Below are 16,714 nucleotides of genomic sequence, written 5' to 3' on the forward strand. Positions count from 1 at the left end.
GGACTGCAGAGAAGGAATGGCCAGAAGGAATGACATGAGCGAAGACAGCGCCCATTATCCCCCCGTCGATCCGGTCAAGACAGGCATCAAGGGCTGCTGCCCGCGCTGTGGTCAGGGCAAGCTGTTCGACGGTCTGCTCGGGGTCAAGCCGCGCTGCGCCTCCTGCGGCCTCGATTATTCCTTCGCCGATGCCGGCGACGGGCCGGCCGTCTTCGTCATCCTCATCGTCGGCTTCATCGTCATCGGCATGGTGCTGTGGCTGCAGGCGAATTACGGGCCGCCGATCTGGGTGCATATTCTGCTCTTCGGTCCGCTGACCATTATCCTGTCGCTGCTGACCCTACGCTGGTTCAAAGGCATCCTGATCGCCATGCAATACCGCCATAATGCCCGCGAAGGACGCCTGAGTGACTGAAATAGAGCATGCCATGCCGCGCCGCCGGCTGCCCGTCATCACTGGCATCCTGGTGCTGATCGCCCTTGCCATCCTGATTTCGCTCGGCACCTGGCAGGTGGAACGTCTCCATTGGAAAGAGGGCCTGCTCGCCGATATCGCCGCGCGGCAAGTGGCCGCCCCCGTGCCGCTTGCCGATATCGAGGCGATGGCGGCAAGCGGTGGCGATATCGAATATCGCAAGGTCACCGCCACTGGCCGCTATATCAACAACAAGGAGCGCCACTTCTTCGCCACCTGGCGCGGCCAGACCGGCTTCTATGTCTATACCCCCCTGGAGCTTGCCGACGGGCGCGCGCTCCTGGTCAATCGCGGCTTCGTTCCCTATGAGAACAAGGAGCCCGAAATGCGCATGCAGGGCCAACTGACGGATCAGCAGACCGTCACCGGTCTCGCCCGCGAAAAACTTCCCGGCAAACCCTCCTGGGTGGTGCCCGACAACGATATTGCCAAGAACATCTTCTATTGGAAGGATCTCGACGTCATGGGCGAAAGCGTCGGGCTGGAGAAGGCCCGCGTCATTCCGTTTTTCGTCGATGCCGACTCAACTCCCAATCCGGCCGGCCTTCCGATCGGCGGCGTTACCCAGGTGGATCTGCCGAACGACCATCTGCAATATGCCTTCACCTGGTATGGGCTTGCCGCCGTGCTTGTTGCCGTGGTGGGGATCTCCTGGTTTCGCAAGCCGGGCAAGCAGCCGGCGCAATAGTATCGCTTCAAATTCCACCTATATTGGGCTAGAGGTCCCTAAATCTCTCAATCCGGAACAGACATGAATATTGCGGCGAAACCTCCCTTGACGATCAGGCTCTGTGGGCCGCGCGGCTTCTGCGCCGGCGTCGACCGCGCCATCCAGATCGTCGTGCTGGCGCTGAAATCCTATGGCGCGCCTGTCTATGTGCGCCACGAGATCGTCCACAATCGCTATGTCGTCGAGGGGCTGGAGGCCAAGGGCGCCGTCTTCGTCGAGGAGCTGGACGAAATCCCGGCCGAGCATCGCGCCCAGCCGGTGGTCTTCTCCGCCCATGGCGTGCCTAAATCCGTGCCGGAGGATGCGGTAAGCCGCAATCTCTTCTATCTCGACGCCACCTGCCCGCTGGTCTCCAAGGTCCACAAGCAGGCGATGCGCCACAATCGCCTCGGCCGCCATGTCGTTCTGATCGGCCATGCCGGCCACCCCGAAGTGATCGGCACGATGGGCCAGCTGCCCGAGGGTTCGGTGTCGCTGATCGAGACGATCGAGGATGCCGACGCCTATATTCCTGTCGACGCCGACAATCTCGGTTACGTCACACAGACGACGCTGTCGGTCGACGATACGGCCGGCGTCATCGCCCGCCTGCAGGAGCGTTTTCCCAATCTGACGGCGCCGGCGGCCGACTCGATCTGTTATGCGACGACCAACCGCCAGGAAGTAGTGAAGCAGGCGGCCCCCGGCTGCGATCTCTTCATCATCGTCGGCGCGCCGAATTCCTCCAATTCCAAGCGCCTCGTCGAAGTGGCGCTGAGGGCAGGGGCGAAGAAATCGATCCTGGTACAGCGCGCCGCCGAACTCGACTGGGACGAAATCGGTGCGATTTCGACGCTCGGCCTTTCCGCCGGCGCCTCCGCCCCTGAGGTCATCGTCAACGAGATCATCGAGGCCTTCCGCGCCCGCTTCGACGCCCGTGTCGAGCTGGCCGAAACGGTGCAGGAGACCGAGAATTTCCTGGTCAACCGCGAATTGCGCAGCATCGAGCTGACGGCGGCCGACATGGCCTTCGTCAACGGCTGATCCCCAGACGGAAACCCCATCGACGCCGGATGGTCGATCCGGCGGCCCAATAACCGCAATGCATGAAGGCGAGACCTCACTTGGCAGTCTATACCGATATCGCCGAAGACGATCTGAAGTGGTTCCTGACGGAGTATGACGCCGGCACGCTGCTTTCCTACAAGGGCATCGCCGAAGGCGTCGAAAACTCCAATTTCCTGCTGCATACCTCCAAGGACCCGCTGATCCTGACGCTCTATGAGAAGCGCGTCGAAAAGACCGATCTGCCCTTCTTCCTCGGGCTGATGCAGCATCTCTCGGCCCGCGGCCTTTCCTGCCCGCTGCCGCTGCCGCGCCGCGACGGCGCGCTGCTCGGCTCGCTCTCCGGCCGCCCGGCGGCGCTGATCTCCTTCCTCGAAGGCATGTGGCTGCGGAAACCGGAGGCCAAACATTGCCGCGAAGTCGGCCGGGCGCTGGCCGAAATGCATGTCGCTGGCGATGGTTTCGAATTGAAGCGCCCGAACGCGCTGTCGATCGACGGCTGGCAAACGCTCTGGGAGAAATCCGAGGCGCGCGCCGACGAGGTCGAGGCCGGCCTGCAGGACGAGATCCGCGGCGAACTCGATTTCCTCGCCGCCGCTTGGCCGAAGGGCCTGCCTGCCGGCGTCATCCATGCCGACCTCTTCCCGGACAACGTCTTCTTCCTTGGCGACGCGCTCTCCGGCCTGATCGATTTCTATTTCGCCTGCAACGACCTGCTCGCCTATGACGTCTCGATCTGCCTGAATGCCTGGTGTTTCGAAAAGGACGGCGCTTATAACATCACCAAGGGCACGGCGATGCTCGAGGGTTACCAGAGCGTGCGCCCGTTGAGCAACGAAGAGATCGCCGCTCTGCCGGTGCTGTCGCGCGGCGCGGCGCTGCGCTTCTTCCTGACACGGCTCTATGACTGGCTGACGACGCCTGAAGGCGCCATGGTCACCAAGAAGGACCCGCTCGAATATCTGCGCAAGCTGCGCTTCCACCGCCAGGTCGGCTCGGCCGCCGAATATGGATTGAGCCTATGAAACACGTCGATATCTTCACCGACGGCGCCTGCTCCGGCAATCCCGGCCCCGGCGGCTGGGGCGCGGTGCTGCGTTATGGCGATGTCGAAAAGGAGCTTTGCGGCGGCGAGGCGGATACGACCAACAATCGCATGGAGCTGCTGGCGGCGATCTCGGCGCTATCGGCCTTGAAGAGCCCTTGCGAGGTCGACCTCTATACCGACAGCGCCTACGTCAAGGACGGCATCTCCAAGTGGATTTTCGGCTGGAAGAAAAACGGCTGGAAGACCGCCGACAAGAAGCCGGTGAAGAATGCCGAGCTCTGGCAGGCGCTGGAGGCGGCCCGTGACCGCCACAAGGTGACGCTGCACTGGGTCAAGGGCCACGCCGGCCACCCGGAAAACGAACGCGCCGATGAACTGGCGCGGCGGGGCATGGAGCCATTCAAGAAGGGCAAGGCGGTTTCGTTTTAGAAAGCCGCCTAAGGGTAGGATTGCATTTCCCCTTGCTCCCTTGAGCTTCTGACAGGCGAACGACGAATGCGACGTTGCCACGAGCGGGGAGAAGATGCCGGCAGGCAGATGAGGGTGAGCGGCGAAGCCGCGAATGCGCTGCGCGTGAGCGAACAGCAATCATAAAACTGTTGCCGTGTGGCCCCCTCATCCGACCCTTCGGGCAACCTTCTCCCCGCTGGGGAGAAGAGGGCGCAAGCGCCACCCGCGGCGTGCACCCCGCAAAGTGCTCTGACCTCTCTCACCCCACCCGCTACGGCGCCGTCGCAGCCCCCTGGATCAGCCGGTGCAGATATTCGAGCTTGGCGACGACCGGCGAGGACAGCACGAAGGGGTAGGAGTCCGGCTGGCCCATGCTGCGCTGGATGGCGTTGATTGCCAGGCTGAGCGGCACCCAGGCGCTGACCAACTGCTCGGCGCTGCTTGCCCGGTAGGGGAGGAAATCCACCTCGCCGGCGATTTCCTCGTGGCCGCGCGGATCGATAGCGATGCCGAAGGCGCGGGCGGTTTCGAGCGTGTCGACGATGTGGAGGTAATGGGCGAAACATTCGGCGAAATCCTCCCATGGATGGGAGGCCGCATAGGCGCTGATGAAATTATCCTGCCATCCCAAGGGGGCGCCGCCGGCATAATGGTTCTGGAGGGCTGTCGCATAGTCCTGCCGTTCGTCGCCGAAGACGGCGCGGAAATCGGCAAGGCCGCCCCGATCGCGCACCAGCTTGTTCCAGATGAAATGGCCGGCTTCGTGGCGGAAATGGCCAAGCAACGTGCGATAGGGTTCGTTCATCGAACTGCGCGCCTGTTCGCGCGTGGCATCGTCGGCCTCGGCGGCGCGGATGGTGATCAGGCCTTCCTCATGGCCGGTCATGGCCGGCACGATATAACCGTTGCTCTCTATCGAATCCTCGAGAAAATCGAAGACCAGGCCGCCTTGCGGGTCTTGCTCCCGATCGGGATGCGGCAGCTTCCAGCGCAGCAGCGAATAAAACAGATGACGTTGCGCCTGGCTGATGCGCCGCCAGCGATCGATGCCGTCCTGGGTATCGGTGTTCGGAACCAGCCGGTTATGCCGACAGGCAACGCAGAATTCACTCTCGCCGTCACCGTCCACCACCCAGTTGCAGATATCGAGGCCGGCATTGGCGCAGAAGCGGACGTCGCGATCGGGATTGGAAACGAGCTGCCAGAGTGTCTCGTCGCGCGGCTCCAGCGCATGCATCGCCAGATCGCCGGGCAGGAAGCCGAGGCGATGGTTGCAGCGCACGCATCGCCGGTTGTCGAAGTGGACGACCTGATCGCAGTTGTCGCAGGCAAAAAGTTTCATCGTATCTATCTCTGCAGATCATGAGGGTGACGGATTAAAAATGCCTGCCGCGCGAGGGCGCAGCAGGCATGGTGACAAAGGATGAGCGTCTACTGCGCATTCCTTAAATTGGAAGCACAGCGTCCTTTGCGCGTCTTAGTGCTGTCGCTCAGAGCCGATCGACGGCGCCCTTGAGCTTGTCCTTGACCTTGCCGGTTGCGACTTGTCCCTTGCCCTTGGCCTCCTGGACGGCGCCCTTGGCTTGCATCTCGCGATCGTCCGTCGCCTTGCCGACGGCCTGCTTGGTCTTGCCGGCAATTTCGTTTGCCTTGCCGGAAATCTTGTCGCTGGTGCTACCCATAAGTGATGTCTCCTTGGTCGGCATGGGCCTTTTGTCCATGCTTGCCGAAATGAAACGTCACTCTTGGCTATTCGTTCCCGCTGCCGTCAGGCCAGCCTTTCAGGCATGGCCGGCTTCGGCCGAAAGCATCGCAGCGGTCACGCCCATGCCGGCGAGCGCCCGCTCGTATTTGTCATCGAGGCTGCGGTCGAAGATCAGTTCCTCATTGGCCGGGCAGGTGAGCCAGCCATTGTTGACGACCTCGCTTTCGAGCTGGCCGGCCGACCAGGAGGAATAGCCGAGCAGCATCGTCGCCCGCGTCGGCCCATCGCCCTTGGAGATGGCGCGGACGATATCGAGCGTCGCCGTCAGGCAGATGTCGTCGCTGACGGGGATGCTGGAGTCGCTGGAATAATCGTCCGAATGCAGCACGAAGCCGCGGCCGCTTTCCACTGGGCCGCCGGTCTGGATCGGGAAATCGCGCGCCCGCTTCGGCAGCACGATCGAATCTTCCTGCTTGATCATGTCGAGATGCAGCAGCACATCGGTGAAGGTGAGGCTCTGAGGACGGTTGATGACGAAGCCCATGGCGCCGGCATCCGAATGCGCGCAGATGTAAATCACGGTGCGCGCAAAATTGCGGTCTTCCATGCCCGGCATGGCGATGAGGAACTGGCCATCGAAGAAGCCACGTTCCCGTCTGTTCTTCAGCGTCAATAAGGACATCGTTCCTCCTGCTGCTAGACCGCACCAAGGCCTCGACAAAAGAAACATGGGCCAATGTCACACATCAATCAACTGAAAATGAAGATTTAAATCGCCGCGACTTCTGGCGGCCAAACAGCACATTCGGTAAACCTTTGTTCCATGATGATTATTTCCTCAGGCCCGCGCAGGCTTTTAATCGCGGTTGTATCGGTGGCCGCAGCCCTTGTGCCGTCTTATTCCGCCCATGCGGAAATGAGCCCCTGGGCGGACAACGAGGGCGGCCGCATGCGCCTCGTGGGGCTGGCGCCCGATGCCGCCGGCAAAATCCGCGCCGCTCTTCAGATCGAGCCGAAACCCGGTTGGATCACCTATTGGAAAGAGCCAGGCGGCAATGGCATTCCGCCCCAGATCACCATCGCGGCGGGCAGTGGCGTCACGCTCGAAACCATCGCCTATCCCGTTCCGAAGCATTTTTTCAACGGCGCGATCGAGGATATCGCCTATGACGCGCCGGTGACGCTGCCGCTGTCGCTGACGGCGGCCGGCAAAGGCCCGGTTACGATCGACGCCTCAGCCTTCATCGGCATCTGCAAGGATATCTGCATTCCCTTCCAGGCGGATTTGCAGCTGAAGCTTGGCCCCGCCATCCAGTCGCACCCGCAGGAGGAGGCGATCCTTCAGGCTGCCGATGCGAGGCTGCCGAAGCCGCCATCGCCGGATTTCGACGTGACGGCGCATGCGATGTCGCCCGATAGGAAGACGCTGTCGCTGACGCTCGCTTTGCCGGGCAGGGGGCCGGGCGAGGGCAAGGCCGCGCCCGATATCATCGTCACCGGCCCGAGCGGCTATGCCTTCACCAAGCAGATCGGCGGCAAACGCGACGGCGCCACCTTCAAGGTCGATGTATCAATCGGCAAGCTGCCAAAGGATTACGACATATCCGGCAAGCGCTGGGGCGTGCTGGTCATCGACGGCGAAAGGGCGATGGAGACCACACTTGCCTTTCAATGATGGGCTCCTATAGTCGCCTCGATCCCCTGCTGCGCCCGCCGCCAAGCAGAACCCCAAAGCCGGAAACCCCCAAGCCAGAACCAAGGAGAACACCATGACCATCGCGATCGGCGACAAGCTTCCTGCCGCCACCTTCAAGGAAAAGACGGCTGACGGCCCGGTCGAAATCACCACCGATCAGCTCTTCGCCGGCAAGCGCGTCGTGCTCTTTGCCGTGCCGGGCGCCTTCACGCCCACCTGCTCGCTGAACCACTTGCCGGGTTATCTCGAAAACCGCGACACCATCCTTGGCAAGGGCGTCGACGACATCGCCGTTGTATCAGTCAACGACTGGCACGTGATGGGCGCCTGGGCGCAATCCTCCGGCGGCATGGGCAAGATACACTTCCTCGCCGATTGGGATGCCGGCTTCACCAAGGCCGTCGGCCTCGACGCCGACCTCTCCGCCGGCGGCCTCGGCCTCCGCTCCAAGCGCTATTCGATGCTGGTGGAAGACGGCGTGGTGAAAGCCCTCAACGTCGAGGAAAGCCCCGGCCAGGCAACGGTCTCGGGTGCTGCCGCGATGCTGGAACAGCTCTGAGCTTCCGTTGCTGATGGATGAAGGGCGGCCATTCGGTCGCCCTTTTCGCTTGTGTGACCGGCTCGCTCTCGGGCGGCCAAGTTGCAGCGCGATTGTGACGCGCTTTAGTCCTTCATCGGCTCACCGAGCGTATGCATCAGCCGGTTCGCCCAGCCGAAGATGGCAGACGAGAGGACGAGATCGAGAGCCTCCAACTCGTCAAGCCCGACGTCTGCCAGCGCCTGCGCGTCGGACGCGACCGCCTTGGGCGGTGTGGTCGACAGTCGGGCTGAGAAGTCGAAGATTGCCTGGAGGTGCTCGTCGAGCGTCGCCTCGAGACCGTCGGCGAATACGGCCTCGATGACATCAGTGCGTTTTGTCAGATTGTTGAACCGGGAGGCATGGACGGCCGCGCAGTAGACGCAGCGGTTGACGACGGAGGCCGCGACCGCGCCCAGTTCGCGCTCGCTCGCCGCCAGTCCGTCCTTGCCGTACATGATCAGGTTGAACAGCGGCGAGCGGACCGCGAGCGTCTCGGGGTCGTGCGCCAGGGTCAGCACATAGGGCGAGATGCCCTTGTTCGATGGCGTCGTCTGCATCGCTGCATGCTGCTCGTCGGTAGCTGTCGCGAAATCGACCGGAACGACATAGGGCTGCCAGCGCGGCACCGTGGTGGTGAAGGTGTGGACGACCTCGCTCATCGCATCTCTCCCAGCAGCTTCAGGCCGGCGAGAACCCGCACCTGGTAATTGACGAAAGCCGCAAGCTCCGCGAGCCGGACGATGTCGGCGTCGGTGACGCCGACCTGAGCCAATGCCTCGACATGGGCACGCGTGGCATCGCGCGGCGCGAGCGTCAGCCGGTCGGCATGACGAACGATCTCCGCAGTGCGCGGGTCCGTCACATTCGTGTCGGGCTCGGCGAGCAAGGCTGTCGCCGCTTCGCCGGCGCGGGCAACGAGCGTGTCGTAGTGGCTTGCGAGCGCCGGGCTGCGGTTGTGGCGCGCCATGCGGGCGGCGAGCGCGGCCCTCAGGCCGTGGGACAGTCCGCCGGGATCGCGTGGCAGAAGCACGGCGTCGTGGGCCGCTTCACTGAGGCGCAGGATTTCCGCGCGTTTCCCCACGGCTTCCGCGAGGGCTGAACCCGGGCTCACGGAGGCAAGAGTTTCGATGAGTGTCAAAACAAGCTCCTCAAGACGTCAAAGGACATAAGCCCTAGGTAGGCCTGACGCCTCATTATGTCAAATTGGAATGATAAGCAGCAGTCGATGTGAATTTTTTATCTATTTCCCGTCGTCAAATGAGAATTGTCATGCTTTACTGACATGAAGGAGAGTGTTTGATGTCCACTATGCATTCTAACTCTTTCGATATAAGGCAACTTGAAGCCTTCGCAGCGGTGATGTCCGCCGGCAGCGTGACCGGGGCGGCAAGGCTGCTGGGACGATCGCAGCCGGCGGTCACGCGGCTGATCCAGGATCTGGAAGCCGATATCGGCTATGCGCTGCTGCATCGAAGCGGCCCGCGCATCAGCCCGACCGCGCGCGGTCTGCTCTTTCATGCCGAGGTGGAACGCCATCTTGCCAGCCTTGCCCACATCCGCGAACGGGCGAATGCCATCGGTCTCGATGAGCCGCCGTCGCTGACGATCGCGGCCACGCCTTCACTTGCGGCCGGCGTTCTGCCCCAGGCGATCGCGGCCGTCGCGCCGGACCTGATACCGCGTCATCTCCATGTGCAGGCGCTGGCGGCCGAGAACGTCGTGCAGGCCGTGCTCGCCCGCTCCGCAGACTTCGGCATATCAAGCCTGCCGCTGGAACATCCCGGTCTCGACGTGCACTGGATTGCCGAAGCGCCCTGCGTCGTTGCGCTCGCCGCGAACGACCCACTGGCCAGCAATGACGTGGTGCGTCTTTCCGATCTCGCCGAGCGCCGCATCATCACGCTCGCCAATCCCTACCGCCTGCGGCACCGCATCGACGAAGCCCTGGAACGGGCGGGCGTCGCGCCGCAACGGATGATCGACGTCAACGCTTCGCTGACGGCCCTCACCATGGTCCGGGCCGGACTGGGAGCGGCCATTGTCGAGCCGGCAACCGTCTGCGGCGTTCCGCTCGAGGGGATCGTGATGCGCGCCCTCGACCACACCATCCCCTTCCTGTTCGGCGCCATCTCGCCGGCCGCGATGCCGCTGACCCCGACGGTCGCCGCCGTCATCGATACGGCGCGCGCGGTGGCCCTGGCGATGCCCGGGTGCCGGCTGCATGACGCAGGCGGCGTCGAAGCATTGGCCGACACCGTCTACGGCGGTAGCCCGATGACCGAGGAGGTGCCGTCATGAGCGACCTCTCGACGTTTCCGAACAATCTCGAGGCTCTCGAGGCACGCCTGCGGCAGGACCTTGCCTGGCTGGAGCTGCCGGCCAAGTCCTGGGTTCCGCCCCGCCTCGTCGATGGCCAAGGGGTGGTCGACGTCGTGATCATCGGTGCTGGTATGGCCGGGCTCGTGGCCTCCGCCATGCTGAAGCGGCTCGGCGTCGCCAACCACGTCGTTCTCGACAAGGCGCCTGCCGGAAGCGAGGGGCCGTGGGTCACCTTCGCCAGGATGCGAACCCTTCGCTCTCCCAAGCAACTGACCGGGCCGGCGATGGGCCTGCCGGCGCTGACCTTCCGCGCTTATTACGAGGCGCTGCACGGCCGCGATGCCTGGGTCGCGCTCGACAGGGCGCCGCGTGAGACATGGATGGACTATCTGGTCTGGTATCGACGCGTGCTTGACCTGCCGGTGCGCAATGGGGTCGCCGTCGATGCCATTCGTCCGCGCGCCGACGGCCTGCTCGACGTCGTCTGCCGTCACGATGGCCGGACCGAAACGGCAATCGCGCGCCACGTGGTGCTGGCGACGGGCCGGGACGGCCTGGGCGGCCCCTTCGTGCCGCCGATCGCCAATGACGTCGATCGCAAGTTCTGGGCTCACACCGCCGACGAAATCGATTTCACCGCATTGCGCGGCAAGCGGGTTGGCGTCGTCGGCGCCGGCGCCTCGGCGATGGACAACGCCGCCACCGCGCTCGAGGCAGGCGCTGCCCGGCTTGACCTGTTCGTGCGCAGGACCGACCTGCCACGGATCAACAAATTCACCGGCATCGGCAGCCAGGGCGTGGTGCACGGCTTCGCCGGTCTGCCGGATGACTGGAAGTGGCGCTTTCTCGACTATGCCATGCGCTCGCAGACGCCGCCTCCGCGTCCGAGCGTCTTGCGTGTCAGCGCTTTCCCGCAGGCCCATTTCCATCTGGGAAGCCCGATCGACCGGCTGCAACAGCAAGGCGACCATATCGTCGTGACGACGCCGAACGGCAGCTATCCCGTCGATTTTCTGATCTTCGGCACCGGGTTCAAGGTCGACCTGACGAACCGGCCGGAACTTGGCCCCGTCGCATCGCATATCCGTCTGTGGCGCGACCGCTTTCCCGTGCCCGCGGATATGCGAAACGACGAGCTTGAAACCTCGCCGGACCTCGGCGACGCGTTCGAGTTCCTCGAGGTTGAGCCGGGGGCCTGCCCGGCGCTGGCCCGCATCCACTGCTTCAATTTCCCGGCCACCCTCAGCCACGGCAAGCTCACGGGCGATATTCCGGCGATCAGCGAAGGCGCCGACCGGCTCGCCCGCGGCATCGTCAGGGCGTTGTTCGTCGCCGACCGCGAGCGTCATTTCGCCGATCTCCAGGCGTTCGACACGCCCGAGCTGCTCGGAGACGAGTGGGCCAACGACGAGACCACGACGCTTTCCGATCTATCTGCCGAAAGGACACCGACCCGAAATGCTTGAGCTCAAAGATCTAAAGCTGTCCTACGGCAACACCCAGGTCCTGAACGGTGTCGATCTCTCGGTGAACCGCGGCGACGTGGTGTCGATCATCGGCCCCAGCGGCACCGGCAAGACAACATTGCTGAAGTGCATCAACTATCTGGCGAAGCCCGCCTCCGGCACGATCGCCTTCGATCAGGTCAGGATGGACTACCGGAAGCCGGACAGCACCGCGGTCCAGGCGATCCGGCTGCGGACAGCGATGGTCTTCCAGCAGTTCAACGTCTTCAAGAACATGACCGTCATTCAGAACGTGATGGATCCGCTCGTCGTCGTGCAGCGCAAGTCGAAGGAGGAGGCGCGTTCGATCGCTTTGCAGGAGCTTGAGCGGGTGGGGCTTTCGAACAAGGTCGACAGCTACCCGTCCCAGCTGTCTGGCGGCCAGCTGCAGCGAACCGGCATTGCGCGGGCGCTGGCCGTGAAGCCGGATGTCATGCTCTTCGACGAACCGACGTCGTCGCTCGACCCCGAACTCGTCGGCGAAGTTTTGAAGGTGATCAGGGACGTCACGTCGTCAGGCATCACCTCGCTCCTCGTCACCCACGAGATGCAGTTCGCCAAGAACATCTCGAACCGCATCGTCTTCATGGATCGGGGCGTTGTCGCCGCTCAAGGCAGCCCCGCCGAGATCTTCGACACGCCCACCAACCCGCGCCTTGCCCAGTTCCTGAATTCCGAACACTCCATCCAGTAAAGAAAGGATGCCTGACATGTCTTCCATCAAGTCGACTTCCCGCCGCACCTTCGGCCTCGCTGTCGCCGGTGTTGCCTTGGCCCTCGCAACAGCGGGCGTATCGCATGCCGAGGACGTGCGCACCATCAAGATCGCCACGGCTGCCGAATCCAAGCCGCTCTCGTGGGGTGCCATCGGCGTCGAGCCGCAGGGTTACGAACCCGACGTCCTGAAGGCGATTAACGCCAAGCTGCCCCAGTACAAATTCGAGATGGAGGGTGCAGCCGACATCGCTCAGGAGACCGGCCTTGCGACCGGAAAATACGACATCGCGACCGGCGGCTACTACCGGGCGCCCGCTCGTGAAAAGCAGTTCCTCATTCCCGAGAGCCCGATCGGCGCCAGCCTGATCAAGATCTACAGCCGCAAGGATAGCGGCATCAACGAGATGAAGGATCTGGTCGGCAAGAAGATCGTGCCGGTGACGGCCGGCGGCGGCATCTACAAATTCGCCACCGCCTGGCAGGAAAAGAACCCCGACTTCAAGATCGAGATCACCGCCTCCAGCGCCGGCATTCCCTATCCGGATCGCCTGAAAGAGGTCGAGAACGGCAAATACGACGCGCTGGTTCTGCCGTCGAACCTCGGCGAGCAGACGGTCATCGACCAGCAGAAGCTCAACGTCAAGGCAAGCGAGCCGGTCGCGATCAACAACACCTTCGTGCTGATCCATCGCTCCGAGGAGAACAAGGCGCTCTCTGCAGACATCGACAAGGCTCTGAAGGAGCTCAAGGCCGACGGCACGCTCGCCAAGCTCTCGCAGAAATGGTTCGGCGAGGACATCATCACCTACATGAAGTAACGCCCAAGGCAGGCCGACGATCAAGGCTGAATTTGAAACAAGGAGTGTTCCAAAGTGGACCTTTCCATCATGATCCCCGAGCTGCTCAAGGCATTGCCGCTGACGCTTGCGATCACGTTCACGGCCATGATCGCCGGCTTCCTGCTGGCGCTGATTGCGACGACGTTCCGGGTGCGCAGGATACCGGTTCTCAGCCAGCTGGCTGACCTCTACGTGTCCTATGCCCGGAGCGTCCCCGTCGTGCTGCAACTGTTCGTCGCCTTCTACGGACTGCCGCTGATCGTCGCTCTGTTCGAGGTCGAGGACTTCGTGTCCCCGAATGTCGCGGCGATCGTCGGCCTCAGCCTCTACCATGGAGGCTATCTTTCCGAGGTTCTGCGGCCAGCCTACCTCGCCGTAGAACGCGGTCAGCATGACGCCGCCGACAGTCTCGGATACACTTTCCTTCAGAAGATCCTTCGTGTCGTCGGACCCCAGGCGGTGCACATCGCCCTGCCAGGCTACGGCAATTCGATCATCTACCTCATCCACAACGTCGCACTCGTGATGTACATCGGCGCCGCGGATGTCATGGCGACCGCCCATCTCGTCATGGAGCGCGACTACAATCAGTACCAGTTCGAGACCTACCTTGTGCTGGCGGTGATCTATTCGCTGCTATGCCTCGTGGCATGGATGGTCGTGCGCTTTTTCGAAACGCGAAACGCAAAGTTTGCGCCCAATACCGCACCGGCCAAGGCCACCATGATGGCAAGCGTCTGATCGAATAGGAGGTCATCACATGTTCGATTCCGAAGTCCTTCTGCCCGATCTCTGGGACATCCTCGGCGCGGTCCCGGTGACGCTCGCCATGGCGCTTGGCATCTTCGTCTTTTCTACGATCGTCGGCAGCCTTTTTGCGATGGTGGAATACCGGCGGGTCCCGCTGCTTCGGGAACTGGTCGTCGCCTACAAGGTCGTCTTCAAGGGCGTTCCGATGGTGATTGTGATCTTCCTCGCCTATTACGGCTTGCCGCCGACGCTGCAGTTCCTGACCTCGCTCGTCGGCATCGACTATAACGGCCACTCGACGCCGAACTGGATCACGCTCATCGTCGCCCTGACCGCCTGCGTCGCAGCCTTCCAGGCGGAAGTCGTGAAGGGCGCACTGAATTCTTTCGACAACGGTCAGGCCGATGCGGCCTACTCCCTGGGCTATAAACGCAGCCAGGTGTTCCGCCGGGTGATGCTGCCGCAGGTCATCGTCGCGGCCATCCCGGATCTTGCCAACTCTATCATGGTGATCATGAAGGCACTGTCGCTGGGATTTGCAATCGAGGTCGTCGACATCTTCGCGCAGTCGCAGCTGACCGCGGCGCTGAACTTCTACTACCTCGAAGCCTTCCTGATCGCTGTGGTCATCTACATGGTGATCGCCTATCTCGTCACCTATGCCGCCGACCGGATGGAACGGGCTCTTAGGGTATGGGCATAGGGGCGGTTCGCCCTTTCTCGAGCGCGCTGCAGCGGTCAGGATTTCCACAGCCGTTTCGGCATGTAGCGGCCATCCGCGACAGCGAACTTTCGCTTCGGGCTCGATGCGCCATCCGCTGCGCCGGCGGGGAGTTTGGCAGAAACGCATCCCAAACCTCCGTCACCCCAGGCCCTGAGCCTGGGATCCATGCCCGGTGCTGATGGAGGCAAGAGTGGATCCTCGGGGTGGGGTGGCTTCTGAAGCAAGGACAGCGGAGCGCTGCAACTACGAGCATCCTGACAGATAAAGGGCGACCGTTTATCGCCCTTTTCAATTGTGTGAATAACCGCGTGCTCCTCGCCTCATTCTCGCCGCAATCGTTATAACATAACTGTAATGTTATTACATTATAGGATGCGCCATGCCCCCGAGCCCCGACCGCCCCTCCGTCAGCCTGCTGGGAAAGTCGGCTTTATCTAGGGTGACCGGCATGGCGCTGGTCATTGCCGTGCTCTGGCTGGTGATCCACTGGGCGGTTCTGTTGCCATGACGCCGCTGATCCGTCTGGAGAATTTGACCGTCGCCTATAACAGGCATCCCGCCATCCATTATGTCACCGGCGCCTTCGCCTCGGGTAGTCTGACGGCGATCGCCGGGCCGAACGGGGCGGGCAAGTCGACGCTGCTGAAGGCGATCATGGGCGAGCTTCGCCCCGCCGAAGGCAGGGTCGAGCACCGGCTGGGGCGGGCGGAATTCGGTTATCTCCCGCAGGCGGCCGAGATCGACCGCCGCTTTCCGATCTCGGTCATCGATACCGTCATGCTCGGCGCCTGGAAGAAGACGGGCGCCTTCGGCCGCATCGCGCCCGCCGAGATGAAAAGGGCAGGCGAGGCGCTCTCCGCCGTCGGCCTCGAAGGCTTCGGCCGCCGCCATGTCGGGTCGCTGTCGGCCGGCCAGTTCCAGCGCGTGCTCTTTGCCCGCCTGCTGCTGCAGGATGCCGGCACCATCCTGCTCGACGAGCCGTTTACAGCGATTGATGCCCGCACGACCAGGGACCTCATCGATATCGTCACCCGCTGGCACGGCGAGGGCCGCACGGTGATCGCCGTGCTGCACGATTTCGAGCTCGTCCGCGCCCATTTCCCGCAAACCCTGCTGCTTGCCCGCGAACTTGTCGGCTGGGGTGCGACCGCAGACGTCATGTCCTCCGTCAATCTCCTGAAGGCGCGCGCCATGGCCGAACGCTGGGACGAGGATGCGAATGCCTGCGCACCCGAAGAGGCGCCGGCGGCATGACGGCCTACGATCTCTTCCTCGCGCCCTTTGCCGATTACGGTTTCATGCGCCGCGCGCTCGTCGCCTGCCTCTGCCTCGGGCTCGGCTCCGGCCCGATCGGCGTCTTCCTGATGCTGCGGCGCATGAGCCTGATGGGCGACGCGATGAGCCATGCCGTGCTGCCGGGGGCCGCCATCGGTTACCTCGTCGCCGGCTCGCTGTCGCTGACGGCGATGGGCCTCGGCGGTCTCATCGCCGGCCTGTCGGTGGCGCTGCTTTCCGGCGCCGTCAGCCGGATGACCGTGCTGCAGGAAGATGCAAGCTTTGCCAGCTTCTATCTCGCCTCGCTGGCGCTCGGCGTGCTGATCGTCTCGCTGCGCGGCTCGAATATCGATCTCCTGCATGTGCTCTTCGGCACCATCCTGGCAATCGATGCGCCCACCCTTTATCTGATCGGCGCGATCACCTCGATGAACCTCGTCATCCTCGCCTTCATCTATCGGCCGCTGGTGACCGAATGTTTCGATCCGGGGTTCCTGCGCGCCGTCGGCGGGCGCGGGCCGGTCTATCACGTGCTCTTCCTGCTGCTCGTGGTGCTGAACCTCGTCGCCAGCTTCCAGGCGCTCGGCACGCTGATGGCGGTCGGCCTGATGATGCTGCCGGCAGCAGTCGCCCAGCTCTGGTCGCGCAGTCTGTCGGTGATGATGGCGATATCAGCCGCAAGTGCCGCCGCATCCGGCTATCTTGGCCTGATCGCCTCCTACCATCTCGAACTCGCCTCCGGCCCGACGATCATCATGACGGCGGCGATCCTCTACGGCCTTTCTATTCTTTTCGCGCCCTCCGGCCTGGCCCGGCGCTTCTTTCCCCGCCCGCATTTGAAGGGCTGATCCCAAGGA

At 63.1% G+C, this 16,714-nt stretch carries 21 protein-coding genes; 16 read left to right on the plus strand and 5 right to left on the minus strand.

Annotation, left to right across the window (positions count from 1 at the left end):
* Window positions 1–34 precede the first annotated feature (34 nt).
* The 5 genes from K6N12_RS05100 (at window position 35) to rnhA (ending at window position 3,726) form a co-directional block, all read left to right on the plus strand.
* Entirely contained in the window at window positions 35–415 is a 381-nt protein-coding gene (locus tag K6N12_RS05100) for a DUF983 domain-containing protein (protein WP_097624103.1), read from the plus strand.
* Window positions 408–1,163 (plus strand): SURF1 family protein, encoded by a 756-nt coding sequence (locus K6N12_RS05105; RefSeq protein ID WP_097624104.1) that lies wholly within the window; start codon window positions 408–410, stop codon window positions 1,161–1,163. Before K6N12_RS05100 ends, K6N12_RS05105 begins: the two co-directional genes overlap by 8 nt.
* Window positions 1,164–1,226: 63 nt before the next feature.
* Complete coding sequence (gene ispH / locus K6N12_RS05110) at window positions 1,227–2,228, plus strand: 4-hydroxy-3-methylbut-2-enyl diphosphate reductase (protein ID WP_003588093.1); 1,002 nt, start codon at window positions 1,227–1,229, stop codon at window positions 2,226–2,228.
* Between the two features lie 80 nt (window positions 2,229–2,308).
* The gene (locus K6N12_RS05115) at window positions 2,309–3,274 is read left to right on the plus strand and encodes a homoserine kinase (RefSeq protein WP_097624105.1); all 966 of its coding nucleotides are present in this window, start codon (window positions 2,309–2,311) and stop codon (window positions 3,272–3,274) included.
* The gene (rnhA, locus tag K6N12_RS05120; protein WP_003545999.1) at window positions 3,271–3,726 is read left to right on the plus strand and encodes a ribonuclease HI; all 456 of its coding nucleotides are present in this window, start codon (window positions 3,271–3,273) and stop codon (window positions 3,724–3,726) included. Before K6N12_RS05115 ends, rnhA begins: the two co-directional genes overlap by 4 nt.
* Before the next feature lie 292 nt (window positions 3,727–4,018).
* On the opposite strand, the gene K6N12_RS05125 is transcribed toward rnhA, so the two are convergent.
* The 3 genes from K6N12_RS05125 to K6N12_RS05135 all read right to left on the minus strand — a co-directional run bounded on the left by K6N12_RS05125 (window position 4,019) and on the right by K6N12_RS05135 (window position 6,134).
* Window positions 4,019–5,089, minus strand: coding sequence for a zinc-binding metallopeptidase family protein (locus tag K6N12_RS05125; protein WP_097624106.1), 1,071 nt, complete (start codon window positions 5,087–5,089; stop codon window positions 4,019–4,021).
* Between the two features lie 148 nt (window positions 5,090–5,237).
* Window positions 5,238–5,429, minus strand: coding sequence for a CsbD family protein (locus K6N12_RS05130; RefSeq protein ID WP_003546001.1), 192 nt, complete (start codon window positions 5,427–5,429; stop codon window positions 5,238–5,240).
* A 99-nt stretch (window positions 5,430–5,528) separates the two neighbouring features.
* A complete protein-coding gene (locus K6N12_RS05135) occupies window positions 5,529–6,134 on the minus strand; it encodes a YqgE/AlgH family protein (RefSeq protein WP_017959273.1) in 606 nt (201 codons plus the stop codon).
* Window positions 6,135–6,275: 141 nt separating this feature from the next.
* Between K6N12_RS05135 and K6N12_RS05140 the strand changes: the two genes are divergently transcribed.
* Window positions 6,276–7,127: a protein-disulfide reductase DsbD domain-containing protein gene (locus K6N12_RS05140; protein WP_097624107.1), complete on the plus strand. Its 852-nt coding sequence runs from the start codon at window positions 6,276–6,278 to the stop codon at window positions 7,125–7,127.
* A gap of 94 nt (window positions 7,128–7,221) precedes the next feature.
* The gene (locus tag K6N12_RS05145; RefSeq protein ID WP_003557102.1) at window positions 7,222–7,707 is read left to right on the plus strand and encodes a peroxiredoxin; all 486 of its coding nucleotides are present in this window, start codon (window positions 7,222–7,224) and stop codon (window positions 7,705–7,707) included.
* Window positions 7,708–7,811: 104 nt separating this feature from the next.
* On the opposite strand, the gene K6N12_RS05150 is transcribed toward K6N12_RS05145, so the two are convergent.
* Together K6N12_RS05150 and K6N12_RS05155 are read right to left on the minus strand one after the other, a co-directional pair.
* The gene (locus K6N12_RS05150) at window positions 7,812–8,387 is read right to left on the minus strand and encodes a peroxidase-related enzyme (protein ID WP_097624108.1); all 576 of its coding nucleotides are present in this window, start codon (window positions 8,385–8,387) and stop codon (window positions 7,812–7,814) included.
* The gene (locus K6N12_RS05155; protein WP_097624109.1) at window positions 8,384–8,866 is read right to left on the minus strand and encodes a CMD domain-containing protein; all 483 of its coding nucleotides are present in this window, start codon (window positions 8,864–8,866) and stop codon (window positions 8,384–8,386) included. The genes K6N12_RS05150 and K6N12_RS05155 overlap by 4 nt, the downstream gene beginning before the upstream one ends.
* 161 nt (window positions 8,867–9,027) lie before the next feature.
* Here K6N12_RS05155 and K6N12_RS05160 point away from each other — a divergent pair, with 161 nt between their 5' ends.
* The 9 genes from K6N12_RS05160 (at window position 9,028) to K6N12_RS05195 (ending at window position 16,705) form a co-directional block, all read left to right on the plus strand.
* Window positions 9,028–10,026 carry a LysR family transcriptional regulator gene (locus K6N12_RS05160; RefSeq protein WP_097624110.1) on the plus strand — a complete coding sequence of 333 codons (999 nt, stop codon included), beginning with the start codon at window positions 9,028–9,030 and terminating at the stop codon, window positions 10,024–10,026.
* Window positions 10,023–11,513, plus strand: coding sequence for an NAD(P)-binding domain-containing protein (locus K6N12_RS05165; RefSeq protein WP_097624111.1), 1,491 nt, complete (start codon window positions 10,023–10,025; stop codon window positions 11,511–11,513). Before K6N12_RS05160 ends, K6N12_RS05165 begins: the two co-directional genes overlap by 4 nt.
* The gene (locus K6N12_RS05170; RefSeq protein WP_097624112.1) at window positions 11,506–12,246 is read left to right on the plus strand and encodes an amino acid ABC transporter ATP-binding protein; all 741 of its coding nucleotides are present in this window, start codon (window positions 11,506–11,508) and stop codon (window positions 12,244–12,246) included. The genes K6N12_RS05165 and K6N12_RS05170 overlap by 8 nt, the downstream gene beginning before the upstream one ends.
* A gap of 16 nt (window positions 12,247–12,262) precedes the next feature.
* Entirely contained in the window at window positions 12,263–13,087 is an 825-nt protein-coding gene (locus K6N12_RS05175) for an amino acid ABC transporter substrate-binding protein (protein WP_097624113.1), read from the plus strand.
* 54 nt (window positions 13,088–13,141) lie between these two features.
* Window positions 13,142–13,849 carry an amino acid ABC transporter permease gene (locus K6N12_RS05180; protein WP_097624114.1) on the plus strand — a complete coding sequence of 236 codons (708 nt, stop codon included), beginning with the start codon at window positions 13,142–13,144 and terminating at the stop codon, window positions 13,847–13,849.
* A gap of 19 nt (window positions 13,850–13,868) precedes the next feature.
* A complete protein-coding gene (locus K6N12_RS05185) occupies window positions 13,869–14,561 on the plus strand; it encodes an amino acid ABC transporter permease (RefSeq protein WP_018245131.1) in 693 nt (230 codons plus the stop codon).
* Between the two features lie 400 nt (window positions 14,562–14,961).
* Complete coding sequence (locus K6N12_RS34625) at window positions 14,962–15,090, plus strand: hypothetical protein (protein WP_275593015.1); 129 nt, start codon at window positions 14,962–14,964, stop codon at window positions 15,088–15,090.
* Window positions 15,087–15,836: a metal ABC transporter ATP-binding protein gene (locus K6N12_RS05190; protein WP_097624115.1), complete on the plus strand. Its 750-nt coding sequence runs from the start codon at window positions 15,087–15,089 to the stop codon at window positions 15,834–15,836. Before K6N12_RS34625 ends, K6N12_RS05190 begins: the two co-directional genes overlap by 4 nt.
* Window positions 15,833–16,705: a metal ABC transporter permease gene (locus tag K6N12_RS05195; protein ID WP_097624116.1), complete on the plus strand. Its 873-nt coding sequence runs from the start codon at window positions 15,833–15,835 to the stop codon at window positions 16,703–16,705. The genes K6N12_RS05190 and K6N12_RS05195 overlap by 4 nt, the downstream gene beginning before the upstream one ends.
* Window positions 16,706–16,714 lie beyond the last annotated feature (9 nt).

This window comes from Rhizobium redzepovicii (genome assembly GCF_019793435.1).
Taxonomy (GTDB): domain Bacteria; phylum Pseudomonadota; class Alphaproteobacteria; order Rhizobiales; family Rhizobiaceae; genus Rhizobium; species Rhizobium redzepovicii.